The organism is Pseudomonas sp. TH31 (genome assembly GCF_016650815.1).
Taxonomy (GTDB): domain Bacteria; phylum Pseudomonadota; class Gammaproteobacteria; order Pseudomonadales; family Pseudomonadaceae; genus Aquipseudomonas.
The window spans coordinates 570,368-591,577 of the sequence record NZ_JAEKEZ010000038.1 but is presented as its reverse complement, the minus strand read 5'-3'; the positions used below and the strand labels follow the sequence as shown (position 1 = coordinate 591,577).

General features: G+C 56.2%; 12 protein-coding genes and 4 pseudogenes. 9 read left to right on the top strand and 7 right to left on the bottom strand.

Going from position 1 to position 21,210, the window contains the following annotated elements:
• Nucleotides 1–322 precede the first annotated feature (322 nt).
• The 4 genes and pseudogenes from JFV26_RS33000 to JFV26_RS32985 all read left to right on the top strand — a co-directional run.
• The gene (locus JFV26_RS33000) at nucleotides 323–1,144 is read left to right on the top strand and encodes a helix-turn-helix transcriptional regulator (RefSeq protein ID WP_201197674.1); all 822 of its coding nucleotides are present in this window, start codon (nucleotides 323–325) and stop codon (nucleotides 1,142–1,144) included.
• 86 nt (nucleotides 1,145–1,230) lie between these two features.
• Nucleotides 1,231–2,649, top strand: a complete 1,419-nt coding sequence (locus tag JFV26_RS32995) for an efflux transporter outer membrane subunit (RefSeq protein ID WP_201197673.1) — start codon at nucleotides 1,231–1,233, stop codon at nucleotides 2,647–2,649.
• A gap of 726 nt (nucleotides 2,650–3,375) precedes the next feature.
• Nucleotides 3,376–3,954, top strand: a complete 579-nt coding sequence (locus JFV26_RS32990) for a histidine phosphatase family protein (protein ID WP_201197672.1) — start codon at nucleotides 3,376–3,378, stop codon at nucleotides 3,952–3,954.
• A 454-nt stretch (nucleotides 3,955–4,408) separates the two neighbouring features.
• Nucleotides 4,409–4,663 (top strand): annotated as a pseudogene (locus tag JFV26_RS32985) (transposase); the annotation flags it as partial.
• A 48-nt stretch (nucleotides 4,664–4,711) separates the two neighbouring features.
• Here the strand turns inward: JFV26_RS32985 and JFV26_RS32980 are convergent.
• The 6 genes and pseudogenes from JFV26_RS32980 to JFV26_RS32955 all read right to left on the bottom strand — a co-directional run bounded on the left by JFV26_RS32980 (nucleotide 4,712) and on the right by JFV26_RS32955 (nucleotide 13,499).
• The gene (locus JFV26_RS32980; protein WP_201197671.1) at nucleotides 4,712–5,845 is read right to left on the bottom strand and encodes an alpha/beta hydrolase family protein; all 1,134 of its coding nucleotides are present in this window, start codon (nucleotides 5,843–5,845) and stop codon (nucleotides 4,712–4,714) included.
• A 99-nt stretch (nucleotides 5,846–5,944) separates the two neighbouring features.
• Nucleotides 5,945–6,058, bottom strand: a pseudogene (locus JFV26_RS32975) (LysR family transcriptional regulator); the annotation flags it as partial.
• 8 nt (nucleotides 6,059–6,066) lie between these two features.
• Nucleotides 6,067–6,432 carry a hypothetical protein gene (locus JFV26_RS32970; RefSeq protein ID WP_201197670.1) on the bottom strand — a complete coding sequence of 122 codons (366 nt, stop codon included), beginning with the start codon at nucleotides 6,430–6,432 and terminating at the stop codon, nucleotides 6,067–6,069.
• 518 nt (nucleotides 6,433–6,950) lie between these two features.
• Nucleotides 6,951–7,898: a diguanylate cyclase gene (locus tag JFV26_RS32965; protein WP_201197669.1), complete on the bottom strand. Its 948-nt coding sequence runs from the start codon at nucleotides 7,896–7,898 to the stop codon at nucleotides 6,951–6,953.
• Nucleotides 7,898–12,448, bottom strand: a complete 4,551-nt coding sequence (locus tag JFV26_RS32960; RefSeq protein ID WP_201197713.1) for a PAS domain-containing hybrid sensor histidine kinase/response regulator — start codon at nucleotides 12,446–12,448, stop codon at nucleotides 7,898–7,900. The genes JFV26_RS32965 and JFV26_RS32960 overlap by 1 nt, the downstream gene beginning before the upstream one ends.
• Nucleotides 12,449–12,542: 94 nt before the next feature.
• Nucleotides 12,543–13,499, bottom strand: coding sequence for a response regulator (locus tag JFV26_RS32955; RefSeq protein ID WP_201197668.1), 957 nt, complete (start codon nucleotides 13,497–13,499; stop codon nucleotides 12,543–12,545).
• Nucleotides 13,500–14,167: 668 nt separating this feature from the next.
• Here JFV26_RS32955 and JFV26_RS32950 point away from each other — a divergent pair.
• The 5 genes and pseudogenes from JFV26_RS32950 to JFV26_RS32930 all read left to right on the top strand — a co-directional run bounded on the left by JFV26_RS32950 (nucleotide 14,168) and on the right by JFV26_RS32930 (nucleotide 19,931).
• Nucleotides 14,168–15,112 (top strand): chromate resistance protein ChrB domain-containing protein, encoded by a 945-nt coding sequence (locus JFV26_RS32950; protein ID WP_201197667.1) that lies wholly within the window; start codon nucleotides 14,168–14,170, stop codon nucleotides 15,110–15,112.
• Nucleotides 15,105–16,463 (top strand): chromate efflux transporter, encoded by a 1,359-nt coding sequence (gene chrA / locus JFV26_RS32945; RefSeq protein WP_201197666.1) that lies wholly within the window; start codon nucleotides 15,105–15,107, stop codon nucleotides 16,461–16,463. The genes JFV26_RS32950 and chrA overlap by 8 nt, the downstream gene beginning before the upstream one ends.
• An 84-nt stretch (nucleotides 16,464–16,547) precedes the next feature.
• A complete protein-coding gene (locus tag JFV26_RS32940) occupies nucleotides 16,548–17,000 on the top strand; it encodes a chromate resistance protein ChrB domain-containing protein (RefSeq protein WP_201197665.1) in 453 nt (150 codons plus the stop codon).
• A 368-nt stretch (nucleotides 17,001–17,368) separates the two neighbouring features.
• A complete protein-coding gene (locus JFV26_RS32935) occupies nucleotides 17,369–18,628 on the top strand; it encodes an MFS transporter (RefSeq protein ID WP_201197664.1) in 1,260 nt (419 codons plus the stop codon).
• Nucleotides 18,629–18,670: 42 nt separating this feature from the next.
• Nucleotides 18,671–19,931, top strand: a pseudogene (locus JFV26_RS32930) (arsenic transporter).
• Nucleotides 19,932–20,044: 113 nt separating this feature from the next.
• Here JFV26_RS32930 and JFV26_RS32925 read toward each other — a convergent pair.
• Nucleotides 20,045–21,171, bottom strand: a pseudogene (locus tag JFV26_RS32925) (diguanylate cyclase).
• Nucleotides 21,172–21,210 lie beyond the last annotated feature (39 nt).

Below are 21,210 nucleotides of genomic sequence, written 5' to 3'. Positions count from 1 at the left end.
GTGGCTCGACTCCCTGAGCGGCCCATGTCCATAAACAGGCCACCCCTCCCTACAAACCATGTTTTTTCGAGGTCATCGTCAACTAAACAGCGCCAACTCTGTGGCGTAGGATGTCCCTGTTTTCCACTACAGACTTTTCCTACACTGAAACGCTTAATACTCACCACAGGCTGAATCGTTTTTTGTGAATGGATTCACAGGTGATACCTGACTCCCAGGTATCAAGTCCAGAAGTCGCTTTTGCAGTCAGGGGAATCGAACGGATTTCACCGGTCGAAGCCCGCTGAACTACAAGCCATTTCTAATATGCAGGATAAGCATAATGAATCAACGTGCGAGCGTTAGAGGGGTGGACAAGACACACCTCTACTCAGAGCTGGGAAAGCTGATCTCAAGTGTCGGAAACGAGAAATTCCTGACCAACATGCATCAACTGATCGAATACTCGCTGCCTGTCAGTCGGATCGTCTTCAGTGAATGGACCGTTGATGACTCCCAATCCAGTGTCGTCGATATCCAACTGTTGGGGTGCGCCGGCCTGCCAGAAAGCGCGCAAATGCAATCCGTCTGCCCCACCAGCGCCAAACGGCTCAACGACCATCCGCTGGTCCAGAGAGTGCTGGAAATAGAAGCCCCGCTGCTGATCCACCTGAACGCCAGGATGAAAGACGAAAGAGGCAACAGCTGGCTCGGCACGTCCCATCAATGCAGCCTGATTTCACGCAAAGCCAATCGTCGTTGCGTGATCTCGTTGCACCGCCCAAACATTAACCGTGACTTCTCCCTTCAAGAACTGTCCTTTTTGAAATACTTCTCAGAGACTCTGCTGCCACTGGCGGAACGGCATGCACATCTCAATCGCCAGTCCAGCATCAAGGCCTCTGGCAGTGCCAGCGCGCTGATTTCCGTTGACCAGACGCAATTACAGCGCGAATTCAATGAACGGCTGAGCCCTTGTGACGTGAGTCTTTCAGTGCGGGAAAAAGAAGTCTGCCTGGGGCTCCTGGCTGGGGGCACCGTACCGGAGATGGCGGAAAAACTCTGCGTCAAAAACAGCTCCATCGAAACCTATCTCAAACGCGCCGCCGCCAAGCTCGGTGTCAGCGGACGGCACGGGCTCGCCAAGTGGATGATCGGTTCATGAGGACTTGCCCTCCCTGTGCCTCGGGCGCATGAGCTGTGGTGTCTAGCGGATAACTCGCAGTAACTTCCAGACAATGAGGCAGGCCGATGTATAGATCCCTGAGCCCTTTGGTGGCCGTAGCATTCGCCTTTGGCGGCTGCTCGCTGATCCCGCAATACCAACGCCCCGAAGCCCCGACAGCCACGCAATACCCGCAGACTTCCGCCTATGCACCCGCCGGCTTGGGACCACTCGCTGCCGATCAGGGCTGGCGTGATCAGTTCCATGATCCGGTGCTGCAACAGCTGATCGAACGTTCGCTGCTCAACAATCGCGACTTGCGTGTAGCGGGCTTGAACGTCGAGGCTTATCAGGCGCAATACCGGATTCAGCGCGCCGATCTGTACCCGGAGGTCGGTGGCAGTGGCAGTGGTTCGCGCCAGCGTGTGCCGGCCAGTCTGTCGCCTGCCGGCGAGTCCGCGATCGGCGGTTCGTACTCGGCGACCCTGGGCATCAGCGCCTACGAACTGGACTTTTTCGGACGCCTGCGCAGCCTCAGTGAACAAGCCTCGCTCACCTACCTGTCGAGCGAAGAAGCTCGCCGCAGTGTGCAGTTGAGTCTGGTGGCCGGCGTGGCCAACGCCTACCTGACCTGGCGCGCTGATCAGGAGCTGCTGGTGTTGACCCAGGACACACTCAAATCCTATGAGCACAGCCTGCGCCTGACCGAGCGCAGCAATGAGATTGGCATTGCCTCGGCCCTGAAACTGAGCCAGTCGCGCACCTCGGTGCAAAGCGCCAAGGCCAGCCTGGCGAAATTCCAGCGCCAGGTCGCCCAGGACCTCAATGGCCTGACCTTGCTGGTGGGCGCCTCGGTGGCGGACAACCTGCCCGGCCGCCCATTGGCGTCCGAGCTGCTCGCCGAAGTCCCGGCGGGCCTGCCTTCAGATTTGCTGCAACGACGCCCGGACATTCTCGGAGCCGAATACCTGTTGCAATCGGCCAACGCCAACATTGGCGCGGCCCGTGCGGCGTTCTTCCCGAGCATCAGCCTGACCGCCAACGCCGGCAGTTCAAGCAGTGAATTGTCCGGGTTGTTCAAGGGTGGTTCGGGGAGCTGGTTGTTCCAGCCGCAAATCAATCTGCCGATCTTCAACGCCGGCAGCCTGCGGGCGAGCCTGGATTACTCGAAGATCCAGAAAGACATCCGCGTCTCGCAGTATGAGAAGTCGATTCAGACCGCGTTCCAGGAAGTCTCCGACGGCCTCGCGGCGCGCAAGACCTACAAGGATCAATTGCTGGCGCAGCACGATCTGGTGCAGGCCAGTCAGGATTACTACCGTTTGGCCGAACGGCGCTATCGCATTGGCGTCGACGACAGCCTGACGTTTCTCGATGCGCAGCGCTCCCTCTTCAGCGCCCAACAGGCCCTGATCATCGACCGGTTGGCGCAGCTGACCGCCGAGGTCAGCCTGTACAAGGCATTGGGCGGGGGCTGGGTAGAACACACAAACGCAGCTTTGTGAGGTCACTGAAGATGGGCACATTCGAACCTGGGGCGTTTGTTCGCTTACGCTTGGGAGGTAAAACGATGGTGGTCAAACATCCCTCCACGACCTCCCAGCTACCCGATACATTGCTGATCCTTTGCGAGTATCGGGCCAAGAACCGGCTGGTGCAGGGTTTCTATACGGCACGTGACTTGATCCTGGCGCCCTGGGATCAGAGTCGCGAACGATCATAGTGGAGTAGCAGCCGGGTGCATTTCGTCATGATTCTTGCCAATCCGGTGATGCCATCCCCTCGTCTTCGAGTTCTGCTGCCTTTCTGTCTCAGGGCTTGGATCATTTGTACGGAATCAAATGCTCGGGACGTCCACGCAGGAGCTACGCGAATCGAGTGGAGGGCCCTTATGAACACACATTGATGCAAACTCTAACCTGGTTTCTGGCTAACGGGTCTCAAAATCCAGGGTTACAGCCGCTTAAGAGTCACTAGATGGTAGCTGCCAAGCATTTGAGAACTACAAATCCGCCTCAATGTTTTTTCAGTCTGCGTTGCTCGTATATGAAGGATCTAATAAACGGCGACATCGCGACTACTCGAGCTTTCTTGAAAGGCTGCTCAATCGGAGCTACTTCGCTGGCAGTTCACGCTTGTGCTGTGTTATCCAGGCACAATCATTGCGCATCAAACGCCCGAAGGAGTGCATCCTATGTACTCGCGAGAGAGCAAACAAGGACATAATTACAGTGGACAGGGAAATCATCTTGATGCGCCATGGCCAGCCGAATCTGGATGTGGTCGACAAGGTTTCAGCGCTCGATATGAAACGCTGGATAGAGCAATACGACCTATCCGAAATCATCAATCAGCCCGTCCCGAAGGCTAGTGTGGAGCTTGCCGTTACCGCCAAAGTGATCGTGTCGAGCAGTGCGCCCCGGGCGCTGACATCGGTTCGGGCGCTGGGCCTTCAGCCCACCCTTGTAGATGAGGTTTTCTGCGAGGCGCAACTGCCCTATGGGCGATGGACACTACCGCGCCTTCCACCGTTTACGTGGGTATTTATTTTTCGAATTTTGTGGTTGTGCGGTTTCTCAGGGAAGGTCGAGTCTGCCCGCCAGGCCAAAATACGAGCTAACACTGCAGCTCAACGACTTCAGTCCCTTACCGGCGAAGGGGCAGTTCTTCTGCTCGGTCATGGAATCATGAATCGAATGATCGCGAAGCAGTTGGAAGCTGCCGGATGGACTCGACATAAAAGCAATGGTAACCGTTACTGGAGCGCGACGAGCTATCGAACGACTCGACTTGGATGTACTCGGTTTTGAGGGCTTTACCCTGCCAAAGCTGGTCGCGCTGACGAATGGCGGGTTCCAAATGGCGTCAGGTCGACTCTGTAATTCTCATCGCCGTCTCCCCTGCCACCTCGCGAATCTTGTCCATCAACGATCGGGGTGTTCGGCGCTTGATCATCACCGCAGGGCAAGCTTAGACATGGGCAATCTCTATGTGATTAGTTCCCTGACGCCTCACCAAAAACAGCAATTTTCATGGTTTTCGGAACGGAATTGCGAGTGAAGGTGTCGTCTGTATTAGACACCTTGGTGTCGAAATCCTGTTCAGATAGAGAGGTGGTTTTCATGAACAATATTATCTACATCGTCGGGGCAGTTGTGATCGCCCTCGTTATTCTTTCGTTTGTCGGTCTTGTATAGCCTTGGCGGCTAAGCACTTTACTGAATCATCTGGTTGGTGCTAAGAGCCTTTGAAGCGCCAGGGCGATACAGTTTCATCGAAGCCAGCCGCTCGCTCGGCGTCGGTGATTCAGCCCTGCGCCGGTGGATCGAGCAAGTTCAGCAAGAGCGCCAAGGCGTTACCCCGCAGAGCAAAGCGTTGATCCCGGAACAACAGAAAATCCAGGAACTGGAAGCTCGTATCGCTCGACTTGCGCGAGAGAAATCCATCCAAAAAGGCTACCGCGCTCTTGATGTCGGAGGATCACGAGCGTTCGCACTGATTGACCAACTGAGCGTCCAGGACGCCCGTTGATGGGTTACCGACGACAGCAGTTTACCCCGCCCGACACTATTTCAACCGCCCCGCCCCATCCAGCCAAACTGGCGCGCCTTTGTGCAACCATTCGGTGGCCGCGGGATTGTGTTTGATGTGGCTATCCAGAAACGCCACACCAATTGCCTGAATCGCCGCAACTTGCTTGGGATCCGGGGCCGGCTCGCCTGCCACCGGGCTATGGAAACCGCCGCCGGATTTGGCGCCGCGCTTGTGCCCTCTCCCTTTGGCTGCATCGCCGGACGGATCGCTGCCCTTGTCGGCCTTTTTCACCGGCCGGTTGAACAACTCGGTACCGGACAAGGTCTTGTGCGTCGCTTTGTTCAGCTCCAGCTGAACGCTGCCCGCCGCCGTCACCGACTCGCCCAACACTTGTCGCTGGCGATAAGAACTGACCCAGTTGAACGGATCTTCATCCTCTTGACCGGTCATCGACAGCACGGGCGCCGATATCTGGGCGAACACTTCTCGCCGGGCACCGGCTTCCACATAAGGGCTGAGCAGCAATACCGCTTTGGGCTGAATCGCGACGCCCGACGTAGTGCCAGGTTCCAGCGCCCCGGCCAGTGCCTCAGCGGTCTGCGCCCCAATATCAAAGCCGGCCACCACAACCTGATTCCAGTCGATGGCCGCCAGTTGCGCGTCTCCTTTCGCGGCTCGTGCCCGAACCTCGGTCAGGACTTTCTGCAAAGTGGACAGCCTGTCGCGTAGGGCGGCAGCGGTGTAATGACTGCTCGCCATCCCGCGGAAGTCACCATACAACGCCTGCGGCGACGCAAGTATCGACTGGTCATAGGCATGGCCCTGAACAGACAGCACCGCATAACCGGCTTGCGCCCAAGCCTTGCGCCACTCCACTCCGCCCGAGGCCGGCTCACCCAGTCCCGGCAAGTAAATAATCAACGGCAAGCGCTCATGAGTAGCCGGCGCCAACCACGCAACATCCACCGATTGCTGATCGAGTTGCCAGATGGCGCCCCAGCCGGCCGTTTCGTTGTGGGACGGTTGATAGGCGGTGGTCAGCTCTTTATTGACCCGCTCGGTGAATTCGATACGCGGGTCTGGCGGATCGCCCGCACAACCAGAGATCAATCCCAGTCCACCCACTAAGGCGCCCACAGCCAGCCAGTACCGAGGTTGAAGGTTCATTCGATTCACAAAGTCGTCCAGATCAAGATGGCTAGCAGCCTAACCGACCCGCTGGCGAACGTGGCGCAAGGACAGGTAAAGAATGGGTAAAGGGTGATGTCAGACTCGCGCCGCACATACCGCCAGCTTCTTTAGGGTGAAATCCAGAAAACACTGAATGCGCAACGCCAACTGCGAGTTGCGGTAATACACCGCATGGATCGATTGTCGATAGATAGCCGCTATAGTGCGAGTTCGACGTAGCTCGACTCCCCACCTCCCGTTGCGCCCGACAACCACCCCCATACGAAAGTCAGAGTGGTACGTCCTGAATGATCAACGCCTACCGTGCCACGAGACCAGCCGGCAAGAATCTCACCATCGGTAGTTAAGCACTGATAAAGAAGCTCAATGGTATCGGGGCCGGTCACGCGCCCGACTTGATTACCCATGCGGATCCGGCCGCCTTGGTAAGTGCCCGAAATAGCGTCTGCCTCGACATGGTAATGAAATACAGTGCCTGCACCGGATAGCCCGTGTGTGTTGTCCGCTACCGTAAATCGGCGATTGTTCAAACGCTCGCTGATTTGAGAAAAGGGAATTTCCATAAATGTCACGTCCTTTAGTCGAGATGTCCCTTCCTGTCTTCGATTATCTTAAGGCCATTTGTCGCGACTGATGAAGGCACTGCTTTGGTTATCTCTGGAGCTGCAAACTCACCCACCGGCAACTCTGGGTCGATTTCGGTCAGTCACGACAGGCAACAATCGGCCCAGGCTGTGTAAAAACCCGCTATGTAAAATCCGCCAGTGTTTGGTTATGCAGCAGACCTGAAATTTGCGCAGGCGCGCGATTTTCGCTCCGATTCTGACCCTCAAACCTGCTCTAAAACGTTTTCACTCCGCCTCGGTCGATTGCAGTCCTTCGCGAAAGGCAGCATTCGACCCAAAGCGACCCAAGGCCAAGCAGCAAACAGGGCAGATGCATTAGCTCTGATCGCCAATTTACATAAAGCAAGGTAATGGCGATTATCCATTGATTTACGAGTTAATTAGGCGCTCCCTCTAGCGCACTGCTGCCGGAAGTAAGCTCCAACCCAAAATGCAATCAGCAACGGGGAAAACTCTTAACTGGACGACATTGGAGATGAACATACCCGCGCCCTGCCCGCGCTCTTCGCTTCGTAGAGTTGCTTGTCCGCAGCTTCTATTAAAGCTTGGAATTCAAGATCACCAGTGGGTGTCAATGTTGCAACGCCCAAAGAAATAGTCACCACACGATCTACATCAGAAGCAGAATGTTCGATGCCCAATGCCCGAACACGCTCTTGCATTCTTTCTGCAATCTCGACCGCCCCCGAAAGCACTGTATTGGGCAGAACGCAGGCGAACTCTTCGCCACCATACCGAGCGACCAGGTCGTAGGGTCGTCTAACCGTTTCAGATAACGCTTGAGCAATGGATTTCAAGCAGCCATCTCCAGCCTGGTGTCCGTACTGGTCGTTGTAGCGTTTGAAATAGTCGACATCCACCAAAATGAGCGATAGCGGCTTTTGCTCTCGAAAGCACAGACGCCAATCCGCCAATATGTCCTCATTAAATTTGCGTCGATTGGCCACTCCTGTAAGACCATCCATCAACGCCATGGAACGCAGCAGATCGCTCTGTAGTTTCAGGGTTAGATGTGTTCGCACACGCGCTCTGACAATGGTGGGATTGATGGGTTTGCTGATGAAGTCCACCGCGCCAAGCCCCAGGCCTAGTTCCTCATCTGACTCCTGCTGTTGTGCAGTAATGAAGATGATGGGGATGCCCTGGGTCACGGGGTCAACCTTGAGTCGTCGGCATACTTCATGCCCGTCCATGCCCTCCATGACCACGTCCAGCAGAATCAAATCAGGTAGTTGGCTCTGGCATACGCTGATTGCCTGCTCACCGCTGGTGGCCATGAACACATCACAGTCCTCACGAAATAGCTCATGAAGTACCCGGATATTAGTCGGTTGGTCATCGACGATAAGGAGTTTTGGACGGTTAAAAGAATGAGGTAGCCAGGTTTCCATTGATTGTTCCATCAGGCGGATCTCAACAAGTCACGACCAATCGGCATCGCAGCGGAAAAGTCTAGCGACTGCACCCTGTCAATAAGCTCGTCGAACTGTGGGCGCAGGGATTGCGGCGTTTTTGACGCCAACGCGTCTGCCAGCGCTATGGCTTGAAGGTTACCCGCTTCCAACAACAGCAAAATCTCCTCTAGGGACTCTCTCCATTGCGCCGGCGCCATGGAATCTTCGTCAGCACTACTTTTTACACACGGGCTCTGGCCAAAATCGACATTCATTTGCTCAAGACTTTGTTGCAGTAACCTGCTCAACTCGTCAAACCATGTTGGGTCGGCCAAGAGGCTCACTACAGACTCTGCATCTCCGTGTTTTAGTCTGTGCTCCAGGTTGCCGGCCAGCAGCGACACGGCCTTGGCACCCATAGTGCCGCTGCTACCTTTAATGGTGTGGAGCACAAAAGCGGCCCCTGATGCATCTTGTCGCTGGATCTGATCGCGCAACTGGACAAGCTGTTTTTCCATCTCCGGGCCAAAGGTACGTAGCACCTTGCGGATCAAATCGAGGTCACCACCAAAGCGGTCAATAGTTGATGTACGAGACTCTATAACGCCTTCTCCTGTAGTGACGTGTCCCAGGGTTAAAGATACCTGGTTATCTTCACGGCCCGCTTGAAAGAGCAGCGTTACGACAAGTTGCTCCAGGTCTATAGGTTTGCCGACATGATCATTCATCCCCGCAGCAAGACAGGCTTCACGGTCGGTATTGGAGGCATTTGCGGTCATCGCCACAATCGGCAACGCTGCAAAGCGCGGATTCGATCGAATGCGACGAGTCGCCTCCAAGCCATCAATATCCGGCATCTGGATATCCATTAATACAACGTCGAAGGGCACACGCTCATTCATCACCTTGCTCACACCTTCCAGCCCGCCTTCGGCCAGCGTTACCTGAGCACCTTCTCTTGTCAGTAACTCATCGGCGACCTGGCGATTGAGCATGTTGTCTTCCACCACCAATAGCCGCAGCCCCGCCAGACGCTGTGGCCTGTCAATCGTTGACCGGGGAAGGCGGGAATGCAGAAGGCCTTTGCCGTTGAATGCTCGCTGAACAGCGTCGGCTAGCTGCTTGGGAGTGACAGGTTTGGTGAGAAACCCCACGAAGGGGGCGTCTCCCGCCTGGTGGGCGTCGGCCAATACTTCGCGGCCGTAAGCAGTGATCATAATGACCATCGGAGGTGGCACACCGTTGCCCTGCTGATGGATCAATTGCGCAGCGCTCAGCCCATCCATATCAGACATCCGCCAGTCCATCAGCACTACGTCGTAGGCTTCACCTAGCGCCTGGGCTTTCCTCACCCATTCCACCGCATGCGTGCCGCCACTCACGCGGTCAGCCTTCCATCCCAATGCATGAACGGTTCGCAACAGCAATTCACCCGCCATGGCATTGTCGTCGACGACCAGAATCCGTAAGGACACATCGACGCCAGTACAGGCGGATCTCAGCAATGACGTCGGCGCTACATCCAGAGTGATATCAAACCAGAAACGACTCCCTACACCTTGCTGGCTCTCCACCTGAAGTTCACCCCCCATCAAGGCGACCAACCGCTTGCAGATCACCAGACCCAAGCCTGTGCCACCAAAGCGCCGGGAAGTTGAAGCCTCGGCCTGAGTGAAGCCTTCAAAAATGCGCTGAAGCTGTTCGGGGCTGATACCGATGCCAGTATCAGAAACGGCGATGCGCAAGCTCACAGCATTTTCCGTGCGCTTCAGTTGTTCAACGCTGACCACGATCTGGCCTTCCAGGGTGAACTTGAGAGCATTACCCGCCAGGTTGATCAGTACCTGTTGCAGTCGCAGGCTATCGCCGATCAGGTCGTTGGGTAAATTGGCGTCCAGGTCGAACATGACCTCAACCTCCTTCTCGCCCTGGTTACCTGCCAGCACTACGGCGAGGTCACGCATGAGCGGTTCAAGCTCGAACGGGTGCACATCAAGTTGTAGCTTGCCCGCCTCAATCTTGGAGTAATCGAGGATGTCATTGAGCAAACCCAGTAGTGATTTCGCAGCGGTCTGCGCTTTGCTCACATAATCGAGTTGGCGACCATTCAGGTCGGTGTTCTGCACCAGCTGCAACATACCCAACACGGCGTTCATCGGTGTGCGTATTTCATGACTCATGTTGGCCAGGAAGGCAGACTTGGCCGCACTCCCTGCATCGGCCTGTTCCTTGGCGTAAAGCAGATGTGACTCTAGCTCGCGTTGGACAGTGATGTCCCGATTGATACCCGTTACACGCAAAGCTGCACCGTTTGGACTGCGTTCGACCTGCGCGCCTGCATGTATGAAGCGGATCTGGCCGTCCGGGCGAACGACACGAAAAATGGTGTCATACACATCAGTCCCCTCGACGGCGGCATTCAGCTTTGCAGCCACTGCTACAGCATCCTCAGGGTGAACACGTGAGTACCAGTGCATATAGCTCAGGCCGGTATTGCGCAACGTCAGTGGCTGCCCGTAGAACTCGAACATACGGTCATTCCACTTCAAGGCATTGTCTGCCAACGTCCAAGACCAGATGCCCAGTTCGGCCACTTCCGCCGCCATCAGCAACTGGTCATGCACCGCCATCAGTTCGCTGCGTTGTTTCTGTGTTGTCTCCAGGCTTGCCGCCAGCTCTTTTTCTGCCGCTTTACGTTCGGTGATATCTACCGCGATGCTCAGGTAACCGTTCAACTTCCCGTCGTCATCGCGCATGGAGGTGACCACTAGCGTGACAGGAAACCGCGAGCCATCCTTGCGTATGTAAGTCCACTCTCGGGTTTCTGCGCCTTCAAGCTCAGGTTTATGGGTAAGCACACGGAAACCGTCGATTGCCTGAGCGTACTCCTCGCTCAGCTCAACGCCACGTGCAGCGACTTCCTCTGGTACATGGATCAGCGCAGGGGTATTTTTACCCATCAACTCATCGGCGTCATAACCCAACAAATGCTCGGCGCCTTTGTTGAACACACGAATAACGCCATCGAGATCCGTCGCAATGATCGAGACCTCTGTAGCCGAGCGCAGCACAGTGCCCAACAACAGATTGAGGTGCCGTAACTCGGAAGTTCGCTGCGCAACCTGCTCCTCAAGGTTGGAATTGAGTTCGAGAATTCTAGCCTCTGCTGCTTTTTTCGCCGAGATATCCCTTAACGTCTTGGAGGCTCCAACGACGCGACCACCCTCGCCATAAATGGGTGAGATGCTGGCGGAGACATCGATCAATCGCTGGTCTTTGTGATGGCGTTGGGTATCAAAGCTACTGATACGCTCACCCGCCCTGATGCGAGCAAGGATATGAGCTTCCTCAGCGACAAGCTCCGGCGGAACAATCAAATTGGCCAGTGTCTGGCCCACGGCCTCCTCAGGGGTATAACCAAAAAGGTGCTCGGCCCCTTTGTTCCAGTTGGTGACGACGCCATCGAGGGTTTTTCCAATAATGCCATCACCCGAGCTTTCGACGATGGCGGCCAGCCTTGCCTGCTCGGTAAATATCTGCCGCCGACGTTGACGGCTGACACTCACGACACCCGCCAGAGTCGCCAGAAGTAGAGTGAGCAAACCACCCATCAACAGAACCACCGTCGGTGAAACCTGATGCAGGCGCTGGATGAACGACGAGTGCGCGCTGAGTTCAACTTGCCATCGCCTCCCGTATACCTCTCGCTCCACGTGGTGGGTCATTAGCGTTTCATGGCTGGTCGAGTCGTCGATACTTTCATAAAACAGTTTCTCTTGCCCAGGGACGGTGATATCCCTCAATCGTAGATGCACCGTCTCATTTTCTATACGCAGGCCTCTGAGCACCTCCTCTGTCTGCAACACGACATAGCTCCAGCCAAAAGCTGCGGCCTCGCGTTCAGCAGCGGTCACCGGGGTCACTGCGCCACGGAAGATGGGCATCAACACCAGGAAAGACTGCTGCGGTTTTCCTATGGCCTGTATCAGCGTGATGGGCCCAGTGATCCGTGCCGCACCGCTTTGTATCGAGGATTGGGCAGCCTCTCGCCGCGATGTTTGCGAAGCGATGTCCAACCCAATGGCGAGCTGGTTACCCTCAACCGGTTCGACATATTGGACAACGTAACGCTCGCCTGAATGGGGTGAGAATTGATGAATGGAAAAATCAGCTTCGCCGTCGGCTCGAGCGTGCTTGAGAAACTCACCTTCATCCTGTTCCGGTACACGCCTGATAAAGCCCAAGGCACTTGCGCCGGGGAACTCGGCAGCGAGGTCGCGCGTTTGGTTATAGTGGTCAAAAACTTCACGGCTGATGCCATGCTCACCCGCTGTCAGCAACGCTCCACGAGCGCCTCGCAATCCATATTGGTAAAGATTGAGACGAGCCAAAACCAAATCTGCGGCGTCTTCGGTCGCCGCTGAAATCGCTTCTTGAGCCTGCTCTTCGTTGGTACGTTCAAGGATCCAGCCACCCAGAATGCTTGCCCCTAACCCCACGGCCAGAGTGATAGCTACTCCCCAGTTGAATGCAAAAAACTTATGCTTTCTCACCCGCATTGTCCCATCGCAGAAGGCCTTGAAGCCTTCAAGATTAAAGTTCGAACCCTGTTGGGGGGCCGCGAGATGTCCAATCTGCAAGTCCCGAATACGCTCAGGTCGGGCCGGCTAATCGTTGAAGCCTTTCAATGTCTGCTTCGGGTTCGCCGTTGTTCATGGCTGCGGCAAAGCGCATAACCACTTGTTCGCGGCGGACTTGCATGGGCGGCAAGGCATAAATAGCACCTATCAGCTCACGTAGAACCAGCGGAGCGGGATCCAGACCACATTGTTGAGCCAGGAGAACAACTCTTTCAGCTAAACGCTCGGCATCATCCAGATGAGCCTGGGCGAATGTCATGAGCATAGCGTTGGGTTGAGTAGTGGTCTGTCGCAAGGACTGGCTAATTGCCAAATTCACGCTGGTAAGCCAGCCTAGCCGAGTGAGGGCCGCATTCAAATTCGTGCATGGCTGGCTGTGCCCGAGATAAGCGGCACTATTGGCCGCGGCGATCATATGGGCGTACAGCGCCGGATCATGCTGCCAGTCATTGGCGAGTTCTCGCAGATCCAATAAGGCCCCGCCATAGCAGAGCTGAAGCTTTTCCTTTATCGAGGCAAGTAAAGGCAAGTCCAACTCACCCACAGACAAACCACTGAGATAGCTGATCAGGTCTTCAGTGTTGATAGTGGTGGCTCGGGGGCGCACATCAAGCGGAAGGAGCGCTTCCAGGCATTGTACGACGCGCGAAACCTGGAATGGCTTGGTGAAAAATGCGCTGATCCTCAGCGACCTCACCGCCAGCACACTGTCTCGATCAGCGCGCCCGGTGACCATGATCAGCGGCGTATCTTGATCTTTTTCGCGAATTCTCTGCAACCGGTTGACGCCAGGAGCGTCCGGTAGATTCCAATCGGCCATAACCAACTGATAGGTACTCGGCTGCCAAGCGTCTAAAGCGCTAGCTACATTGGTAAAGCAATCGACTTGAGCAACCGGGCGGGTGCTCAACACAAGCTGTTTTAAAAGATCTGATATCCAGGGGTCATCATCCAGAATCATCACGCGCATTCGGTAATCCTCACTGGATTGATACTCAACTTCGCAACGTCTTAGCAGATTACTATTAGCCAACAGCAATAGACGTCGTTGAGATCAAAGGATGAGGTTGTAACCGAGCGATCTTGAGTAAATCACGGCAATTTCCCTTTGGCTGATGGCTAGATGGCATCCTTGAAGGTCGAATCTATTCCTGACCATGGAACTATACAAGCAAGCAAACAGCTCGCAGGTAAATAGGCCAGCGGGGGTTAATGCATGAACGCCGCGATAGCAGAATTGCTTGAGAGGTTCCGTCCTGCTGCTCACTGCCCTCGGCCCCCAAAATACGCTACCTCTCTCTCATTCACTGATCCAAGCAGTCTTGGCTACCAGCCCGAGTGACCGTCGCCCCGTAGTGTTTCGGCTGGTTTTACCCCAACACCTATGGGAGTGACCTGGCCTCCACTGAAGGAACACGTCTCGAATGGCTGCCACAGCCCAAAGCAACCCTTCACCTCTAACGTCCAAGGTATGGGAAATGCCTCTCTGGCACTGTCCGCATCGCACAGCACCAATTGACGCTGCTTGTACCCGTCTCCAGTTGTTCTCAACATAATCCAAGCTCTGAAGGGCTGCTTCCCAAGCGCCATAATCAAGAGTAATGTAATTGTTACTACATATTAAATAGCTTACTCTACATGAAAAATTGGCTAACTCTGATTCTCGGCTTACCCACTGCCAATGCCACCGAGCGCATGCGAGCTTGGCGTGCCTTGAAAGCCGCCGGTGCAGCAGTCTTACGCGACGGTGCCTACCTGCTGCCTGATACCCGCATCTGCCGCGAAGCGCTAACGGCTGTCGAACGCGACATCCTGGCCATCAATGGCACCGCTTACATCTTGCCCGTCGTCGATCCTGACGGTGAGCGCTTTACCGAGCTGTTCGACCGTAGCGATGACTACAGCAAGCTTCGTGTAGAGATAGAGGAATGCCGTGGGCAACTGAACGCTGAAAATGCGCTGGCGACGACCAAACAGATTCGCAAGCTGCGCAAAGCCTACGATCAGTTGGCCAACATCGATTACTTTCCAGGTAAGTCGAAACAGCAGGTCGACTTGGCTTTGCAGGAGTTTGAGACTGCGGTTAGCAGAGCCCTTTCAGCGGACGAGCCACACAGCCGGGACCTGCCAATAGCTGCGCTCAGCCTTGGCGATTATCAGGGTCGTGTCTGGGCAACACGCAAGCGCCCCTGGGTCGACCGTCTCGCTTGTGCCTGGCTGATTCGTCGCTTCATTGATCCACAGGCTCGGATCCTCTGGCTGAACAGCCCGCAGGATTGCCCAGCCGACGCCCTCGGTTTTGATTTTGACGAGGCAACCTTCAGCCATGTTGGTAACCGCGTCACCTTCGAAACCCTACAAGCCAGTTTTGATCTCCAAGAACCCGGTATGGACCGCATTGCTGCGCTGGTGCACTTCCTCGATATCGGGGGCATTCAGCCAGTGGAAGCTGCCGGCATCGAACGGGTGCTGGCAGGGTTACGCGAAACCATTACCCATGACGACCACTTGCTGGCCGCTGCCAGTGCCATCTTCGACGGTCTGCTCGCCGAGTTTGTGAAAGAGGAACAACCCAATGAGTAAGGTTTTGGCATCAGCGGTTGAAGAGGATCTATCGAGGCCCGAGGCGATCAGCCTACGTGAGGCGTTCTGGTTTTGGCTGAAGCTCGGCTTTATCAGCTTCGGCGGGCCAGCGGGACAGATTTCGATCATGCATCAGGAGTTGGTAGAACGGCGGCGCTGGATATCCGAGCGCAGATTCCTGCATGCCCTCAACTACTGCATGTTGCTTCCAGGACCGGAGGCTCAGCAGTTGGCGACCTACATCGGCTGGCTGATGCACCGAACCTGGGGCGGCGTGATCGCGGGCGTGTTGTTTGTGCTGCCCTCGCTGTTCATCCTGATCGCGCTGTCCTGGATGTACATTGCCTTCGGCGAAGTGCCGGTGGTGGCCGGACTTTTCTACGGCATCAAGCCCGCCGTGACGGCCATCGTCGTGCAGGCGGCCCATCGAATCGGCTCGCGCGCGCTGAAGAACAACTGGCTGTGGGCTATGGCGGCGGCGTCGTTTACCGCGATCTTCGCGTTCAATGTGCCGTTCCCGTTGATCGTGCTGGGAGCCGCGTTAATCGGTTATGCAGGCGGCCGTCTGGCGCCCGAGAAATTCAGAACCGGGGGCCATAGCGCCGCCAAGAAGTCCTTCGGCCCAGCATTGATCGATGATGATACCCCGCCCCCTGAGCATGCCCGGTTTAGCTGGAAAAAACTGACGTTGCTGGCACTCATCGGCGCTGCATTGTGGGCGTTGCCAATGGGGGTCTTGACCACTCTCTTTGGTTGGGAAGGTACCCTGACGCAGATGGGCTGGTTCTTTACCAAGGCGGCGTTGCTGACCTTTGGCGGTGCCTATGCCGTGCTCCCCTATGTCTACCAGGGCGCGGTCGGTCACTATGGCTGGCTGACCCCGACACAGATGATTGATGGCCTGGCCCTGGGTGAAACCACGCCTGGGCCGCTGATCATGGTGGTGGCCTTTGTTGGCTTCATCGGTGCCTACGTCCTGCAAGTGTTCGGCACCGACCATGTATTTCTCGCCGGAGCCGTCGCAGCCACTCTGGTGACCTGGTTCACCTTCCTGCCATCGTTCCTGTTCATTCTCGCGGGTGGCCCGCTGGTGGAGGCGACTCATAACGAACTCAAGTTCACTGCACCGCTCACCGGGATTACTGCCGCTGTAGTTGGGGTAATTCTCAATCTGGCGGTGTTCTTCGGCTATCACGTGCTGTGGCCCACAGGGTTCAGCGGCACCCTCGATTGGCCCTCTGCGCTGATCGCCATTGCCGCCACGATTGCCTTGTTTCGCTTCAAGCGTGGCGTGATTCAGGTACTGATCGCCTGTGCGCTCGTGGGTTTGGCAGTGCATCTGCTGCGCTAGAAAGCGTGCACTGATCAACCGTTCTCTGGCAGGCACCGGGCCTGCCAGATCACCCAGCCTACTAAACCAGGCAGGAGGTTTCTCATGAGGTGGATTACCCGTGAACGACCCAAGATCGACCGGATTGCCTGTCCTTGGCTGATCACCCGCTTTATCGATCCAGAGCCTGAGTTTTTATACGTGCCCAGCGGTGATGTGCTGCGGATTGCAGCGGAGAAAGAAGCGGCCCCCTACGACATTCCCGGTGTTGAGCTGACCCACGAGGGAGAGTTGTGCAGCTTTGATGCGTTCCTGAAAAAGTACCAGCTCAGTGATCCCGCCTTGCAGCAGCTGGCCAACATCGTGCGAGGGGCAGATACCTCCCGCCTGGATCTGACGCCGCAATCGGCTGGGCTGTACGCGATTTCACTGGGGCTATCGCAGCGTTATGCCGATGACCACGAAATGCTGGCACAGGGTTTGATCATGTATGACGCGCTGTATGCCTGGTGCAAGGAGTGTCAGGGCGAGTCGCATAACTGGCCTCCGCAGATGTGAAGAGGTCTGTTCACACTGAAACGCAGCCCATATCCGGGCTCGTGCGCAGTGAAAACTGCACGGCCTGATCCTGCATTCCGGGACTTGGGCAAGGCGGGTTACGTGATGGTACAGCCCAAGTATTACCTCCTCAGTGCCGTAAATTCATGACAGCTCGACTAAAGGTTTGCGGGAGTTGACCGGCAAAAAATGGGAGGTCTTGAATCGGGCCTCCAGCGGGTCGACAAAGATTATTGCTTGCTGGCAGCTACTGCCTCCACTGCATAGTGATGTGCCCCCCTCATGAAACTTAAACCAGGCGCGACAAGTCACTAGCCTTGCGGAGGTTGATTCAATTCGCGTGGCCTCGATGACTGAAGATACCGCCTGTGGTCACTCACTCAGATCGCCGCAACAATTTTTCTCTGGATGGGCTCAATTTCTTCCTCGCCGATGTGCGCGACGGACTCGGGCCCTATCTGGCTATCTACCTGTTGGCGGTTCACCACTGGGAGCCCGCCAGCATTGGTTTGGTGATGACGCTGGCCAGGATCGCCGCGCTCGTGGCTCAGACACCCGCCGGGGCTCTGATCGACAAGACACACAGCAAGCGGGCGATCATCGCGATTGCCGCTCTGTTGGTGACAGGCAGCTGCCTGCTACTGCCTTTTGTGACTTCATTCAGTCTTGTGGCCCTGACTCAAGCCACCAGTGCCGTCGCCGCGTCGGTGTTCGCTCCCGCCATTAGTGCGATCTCGCTGGGCATTACCGGGCCTCGGGCCTTCACCCGCCGCACCGGGCGCAACGAGACGTTCAACCATGCCGGTAACGCCTGTGCAGCGTTATTGGCTGGAGGGTTTGCCTATCTGTTTGGCCCGGTTGCCGTGTTCTACCTGATGGCGGCCATGGCACTGGGCAGCGTGGTTGCGATCAGTTTCGTTTCGGCAAAGGCGATTGACCACGATCTGGCACGAGGCTTCGACCCAGGCGATGTAGCGCATGCAAGACCTTCGGGACTGTCCGTGCTGCTCACCAATCAGCCGCTGCTGCTGTTTGCAATCTGCTGTGCACTCTTCCACCTGGCGAACGCCGCGATGCTAACGTTGGTTAGCCAAAAACTGGCGCAAATCAATTTGCAGATGGCGACGCCGCTGACATCCGCCTGTATTGTCGCGGCACAAGTGGTCATGGTGCCTGCCGCGTTGCTGGTGGGTGCCAAAGCCGATCTGTGGGGGCGGAAGCCATTGTTGATCGCCGGGTTCCTGATTCTGCCGTTGCGCGGCGTGCTCTATACCCTGTCCAACGACCCCTATTGGCTAGTTGCCGTGCAGATGCTCGACGGCGTGGGTGCGGGCATCTTCGGGGCTCTGTTTCCAGTGGTGGTGAAAGACCTCACCCATGGCACCGGGCACTTCAATGTAAGCCTCGGCGCGCTCTCGACCGTCTTCGGTCTGGGGGCGGCATTAAGTAATGGTCTCGCAGGGGTCGTGGTTCAGGAGGCCGGCTACAGTGCCGCGTTCCTGACACTGGCGGGTGTTGCGGCGGTGGCATTGGTTCTGCTTCTGGTGGCGATGCCCGAAACCTTGCCGCTTCCCGGCGATAACTTCAGCCCTGTCGAAGATGAAATCCCGCCGGCGTTTTCACCCTGATCATGCTTGCAACACAGCCTCCTCCCATTTTGAGTAAAAACGATGCCATCACTCGATCCATCCACTGTCATCTGGTTCGTGGCTGCCTTGGCAATCTGTGGGGTGATACTGCGCCCCTGGCGTGTTCCAGAGTACGTGTGGGCCCTCAGTGCCGCCGTGCTGTTGACCGGGCTGGGGTTTATTCCATTCAGCTCGGCGTTGGCCGCTGTCGCCAAGGGCGGGGATGTGTATCTGTTCCTGATCGGCATGATGGTGCTCGCCGAGCTGGCGCGTCAGGAAGGCCTCTTCGACTGGCTGGCCATGTATGCGGCGCAACATGCCAAAGGTTCGGGGCAGCGGCTGTTTGACCTGGTGTTCATCGTCGGCACCCTGGTCACCATATTCCTCTCCAACGATGCCACCGCTGTCGTGCTGACCCCCGCCGTTTACGCGGCAGCCAAAGCCGCCAAGGCAGAACCCCTGCCCTACCTGTTCGTGTGTGCCTTCATTGCCAACGCGGCGAGCTTTGTCCTGCCCATTTCCAACCCGGCCAATCTAGTGGTCTTCGGTAGCCACATGCCGCCCCTGCTGGATTGGCTCTGGCGATTCAGCCTGCCCTCCGTCGCGGCAATTGGCCTGACTTATCTGGTGCTGCGCTTCACCCAACGCACCCACCTTCGCAAGCCGCTGGAAACGGTCATTACGCTTCAACCGCTATCAAGCGGCGCTCGCCTGACGGCTCTGGGCATTTTGCTGACGGCGGTGCTGTTGCTGCTGGCGTCGGCCTTTGACCTGCAGCTGGGTTTGCCGACCTTCTGTGCCGGTGTCGCTACGGCGAGTCTCATCCATTTACGTCAACGCCTTAATCCCATGCCTGTGCTCAAAGGTGTGTCCTGGGGGTGTTGCCGCTGGTGGCTGGCTTGTTCGTGTTGGTCGAGGGGCTGGCGCAAACCGGCGTGATCGACACGTTGGCGCACTCGTTGGCGTCTTTTGCCGAACACTCCAGCCTCAAGGCGACTTGGGGGCAGGCATTATCGTTGCCATTGCGGGCAACTTGATCAACAACCTGCCAGCCGGCCTGATTGCAGGTTCCGTGGGTCATATCGTTCACCTGCCTCTGCAAACCACCAGCGCCCTGTTGATAGGCGTCGACCTTGGGCCAAACCTGTCGATTACCGGCTCACTCGCCACCTTGCTCTGGCTTATTGCCGTGCGCCGTGAAGGTGAGCATGTCAGCGCCATCAGCTTTTTGTTGTTGGGTATGGTGGTGATGCCGCCGGCATTGATCGGTGCCCTGGCTGCATTATCGTTCAGCACACATTAATCCCAGGAGGCCCCTTGCTAAAGTCAGCGCTGGCTTTAAGTCCGGGGGCAGTTACCCCTGATCGCTTGGTGAACCAGGGCCTGGGTCAGGCATTGCAGCCTGAACCGAAAAGCCTATTCAGCAATGGCGATCTGATTACGCCCCAACGCCTTGGCCTGATAGAGCGCTTTATCTGCACTGTTCATCAGTTTGTGTAGATCGTCGTCGCAAACCCCGGTCAAGGCGACACCGATGCTCGCCGTTATGACGTGAACAGGCTCAGCCTTCAATCCAGCGATGGCCTGGATCAGTTGCTCGGCAATGCCAAGCGCAATCTCAAGTGGAGTATCCGGGAGTAAAATAGCGAACTCCTCCCCGCCCAGCCTGCCGTGGACATCAGTTTCACGAAAGGACGTACTGATGACCGCCCCCATCTGACGCAGAACCTGATCCCCGACCTGATGACCGTAGGTGTCGTTGATATATTTAAAGTGATCCATATCCAGCATCAGGACACACAACGATAGTTGGTTGCTCTTGCAGTGACTGTACAGCTGTAGGGCACGCTCAAAAAAGCGCGCCGATTCTTCAGGCCGGTGAGTTCATCGGTGCATGCGGCATGGATTGCAATACCATGTGCCAGCTCCATTTCGCGTTTTAGACGAAATGCTGTCTCCAGCGCGCTGGATAGACTGCGTGTAGCGCTGGCAACAAACGACGCGAACACTAAAACAGCAAGTGCCATACCGACCTGGATCACCGACGATTGAAACAACAACCATGTGGTGCTCGGCAATAAAACCAGGCCAATGGAAACTAACGTCATGTAACGATAAGCGGAGTAGCAGGACACCGCGCTGACCGACATGCCGACGGCAAAGAGCATGACCAGGGCCTGGGACAACAGGTCGTTTGGAGGCATTACGGCTAATGCCCCTACGCCCCAAATACCAGCGGACAACACTAACGTGCTCCAGTATTTCGACTCCCAGCATTGCGGTGTGCGCTCGTTTTCGTGGCTGCGAAAATAGGCGATAAACATCGAGATCCGCAATATCGTCGATCCCGTAAGTATGGCTATCCACCAAACAATGACGCCGTGATCAAAGCGACCCCAACACATCGCACATAGAATGATGGCGGCCATATAACTGCCGAAAACCGCAGGAACGGATTGGCGGAATAGCTGCTGCAAGCGATCAGTGCGTACCTGTTGCGCTATAAGAGAGTCCAGATCACTCCGAAGCTCAAGGCCATCCATTTGATCCGCCTGATCATGATGCTGCTGCCAAAAGACCAT

Bases quoted from the DNA above. Each gene is read 5' to 3' on its own strand.
- JFV26_RS33000 (WP_201197674.1), top strand. From the start codon at position 323: ATGAATCAACGTGCGAGCGTTAGAGGGGTGGACAAGACACACCTCTAC.
- JFV26_RS32940 (WP_201197665.1), top strand. From the start codon at position 16,548: ATGAGGTGGATTACCCGTGAACGACCCAAGATCGACCGGATTGCCTGT.
- JFV26_RS32955 (WP_201197668.1), bottom strand. From the start codon at position 13,499: ATGCGCGTGATGATTCTGGATGATGACCCCTGGATATCAGATCTTTTA.
- JFV26_RS32965 (WP_201197669.1), bottom strand. From the start codon at position 7,898: ATGGAACAATCAATGGAAACCTGGCTACCTCATTCTTTTAACCGTCCA.
- JFV26_RS32970 (WP_201197670.1), bottom strand. From the start codon at position 6,432: ATGGAAATTCCCTTTTCTCAAATCAGCGAGCGTTTGAACAATCGCCGA.
- JFV26_RS32980 (WP_201197671.1), bottom strand. From the start codon at position 5,845: ATGAACCTTCAACCTCGGTACTGGCTGGCTGTGGGCGCCTTAGTGGGT.
- chrA (WP_201197666.1), top strand. From the start codon at position 15,105: ATGAGTAAGGTTTTGGCATCAGCGGTTGAAGAGGATCTATCGAGGCCC.
- JFV26_RS32995 (WP_201197673.1), top strand. From the start codon at position 1,231: ATGTATAGATCCCTGAGCCCTTTGGTGGCCGTAGCATTCGCCTTTGGC.
- JFV26_RS32950 (WP_201197667.1), top strand. From the start codon at position 14,168: ATGAAAAATTGGCTAACTCTGATTCTCGGCTTACCCACTGCCAATGCC.
- JFV26_RS32960 (WP_201197713.1), bottom strand. From the start codon at position 12,448: ATGCGGGTGAGAAAGCATAAGTTTTTTGCATTCAACTGGGGAGTAGCT.